This is a genomic window from Peptoniphilus indolicus ATCC 29427 (genome assembly GCF_000227315.1).
GTDB classification, from domain to species: domain Bacteria; phylum Bacillota; class Clostridia; order Tissierellales; family Peptoniphilaceae; genus Peptoniphilus; species Peptoniphilus indolicus.
On sequence record NZ_JH165087.1, the window covers coordinates 1 to 2,059 of the forward strand.

Sequence of the window (2,059 nt, forward strand, 5' to 3'; positions counted from 1 at the left end):
AAACAATTGAAAATTTTCAAATGCAAATGAAGAAAAAGTTGTAAAACCCCCACAAATTCCAACCTTAAAAATAATATCCATCTATAGTCCAAGTCTTTATTCTTTAATCCAATAGCAACAACTAAACCTATCACAAATGACCCAATTATATTTATAATCAAAGTTTTCATAGGTAATTGAGTTTTATCAACGCCTATCAATCCTATTAAGTACCTTAAAATGCTCCCTATGAAACCACCCAAACCAACTACTAAACAATCAAGCATCTTCTCTACCACCTAATACATATAAAAAATCCTCTATATCCACCACACAAAATCCATTTTCTCTTAACAATTTAGCAAAAATTCCTGAACCATTTATCAAATTACCACTAAATGTCCCATCATATACTTGCTTAGCTCCACAGCTCGGACTTCTTGACTGCAATATAGCTAATTCAATTTCATTTTGTTTTGCAATCTCAAGAGAAATTGAAGCACCTTTTTTAAATTCACTATTCACAACTTTTCCATTCCTATTAGTAACAATTCCATCTACAATTTCAGCTGGAACTCTTGGTGTCGAAAGCCCCCCCAAAACTTCAGGACAAACTGCAATAACTTCATGTTTACTCAAAACTCTCTTTAAATTTTCATTCAAATTATTTCCACCATTGTACTTACAATTTTCTCCAAGTAGACAAGCACTAACTAATATCCTCATATAAATCTCAGCTCCAAATTTAACTTTTTAAATATTTCTCTTTAGGATTTTATCATAAAACTATTAAAAATAATCTTTTACACAAAAAAGATACCTCTTAGCGAGATATCTTCTTAAGTCTTGCCTTATTTAAATTCATTAGAATATAAATCAAATAACTATTGGACAATATTATATATTTTCAAAATAATCTTCCGCTAATATTGAATACATACAAGCATCAACCATTCCCTTATTACTCCAATCTGCTTTTCTAAGTGTTCCCTCGTACACTAATCCACATTTTTGCATAACTTTTCCTGAACCAACGTTCTCTGGGTCATGTTGTGATTCTATTCTGTTAACTCCAACCTCTTCAAATAAAAAAGATATAATTTTTGAAAAAGCTTCACTCACAATTCCCAAATTCCACCATTTGCTCCCTATACAATATCCAATATGAACTTTATTTGTCATCTCATCCATTCCTACTACAGAAATAGTTCCTATTGATTCTTCTGTTTCCTTTAAAACTATTGACCACTGATAGAAATCTAAATTTTTATAATTTTCAGCCCATTCACTCAATACTTCTCTTGTGACTTCAATATTATTGTGAGGTTTCCATCTTAAAAATTCTGTAACCTTATCTTCATTTGCCCAATTTTTAAAAACTTGCTCGCTATCATCTAATGAAAACTTTTTAAGCACCAATCTTTTAGTTTCTAACCTAACCGTTCCCTTGTGCTCCATAGAACCCCCTATTTATGAATTTTATTGCCTATTCTCATTTCTTTTCTCCATATTGGAGATTCAATATCCTCTCCCCAATATTCATCTAAAGAAATAATTTTTCCATTCTCTAATTTAATAAATGAAACAACATGATGAAATTCACTTTTATCTTTTGCACATACTTTTACTACAGTTATTATCAAATCTTCTAACTTCTCAATTCTTTCAATAACACCCGACCAATTTCCAGGATATTTACAATTTGCCAGTATATAATCTTCAACCGTAAATTTTTCATTTGTATTGTGCCAGTATATAATCGCCTCATGAGAAAAATATTCTCTAATAGCAATTTCATCTTGGTTCAAAGTATCTTGCCAATATTTTTCTATTTTAAATCTTTTTCTATTTAACATAAAAACTAATAGTTCTATTGCCAAAACCACTGCCATAATAACTAATACTAATTCAATTGCAGTAAATGGTTTAAAATAATAGTTCCATTCATCACCTAAAAAGATTTTTGTTAACTCCAATGATAATGCTGTTGAAATAATATTTCCAACTACTATAGGAAGTATTGTAGTATTTTTATTTATAAAATTTATTGTAAATATTAAAATTGCTATTCCTAAAAAAT

4 protein-coding genes are annotated in these 2,059 nt (G+C 29.3%); all 4 read right to left on the reverse strand.

Features of this window, described 5'->3' with window-relative positions:
• The coding region (locus HMPREF9129_RS09935; RefSeq protein WP_004823298.1) for a fluoride efflux transporter FluC at window positions 1–266 on the reverse strand (266 nt) is incomplete at its 3' end.
• Window positions 259–705, reverse strand: coding sequence for a 2-thiouracil desulfurase family protein (locus HMPREF9129_RS09940; RefSeq protein WP_004823300.1), 447 nt, complete (start codon window positions 703–705; stop codon window positions 259–261). The genes HMPREF9129_RS09940 and HMPREF9129_RS09935, both read right to left, overlap by 8 nt.
• A gap of 171 nt (window positions 706–876) precedes the next feature.
• Entirely contained in the window at window positions 877–1,437 is a 561-nt protein-coding gene (locus HMPREF9129_RS09945) for a GNAT family N-acetyltransferase (RefSeq protein WP_004823301.1), read from the reverse strand.
• An 8-nt stretch (window positions 1,438–1,445) separates the two neighbouring features.
• On the reverse strand, window positions 1,446–2,059 hold a 614-nt coding region (locus tag HMPREF9129_RS12605; protein ID WP_004823303.1), incomplete at its 5' end, for a hypothetical protein.

Excerpts from the sequence above, each read along its gene's own strand:
- HMPREF9129_RS09940 (WP_004823300.1), bottom strand. The coding sequence starts at position 705 with ATGAGGATATTAGTTAGTGCTTGTCTACTTGGAGAAAATTGTAAGTAC.
- HMPREF9129_RS09945 (WP_004823301.1), bottom strand. The coding sequence starts at position 1,437 with ATGGAGCACAAGGGAACGGTTAGGTTAGAAACTAAAAGATTGGTGCTT.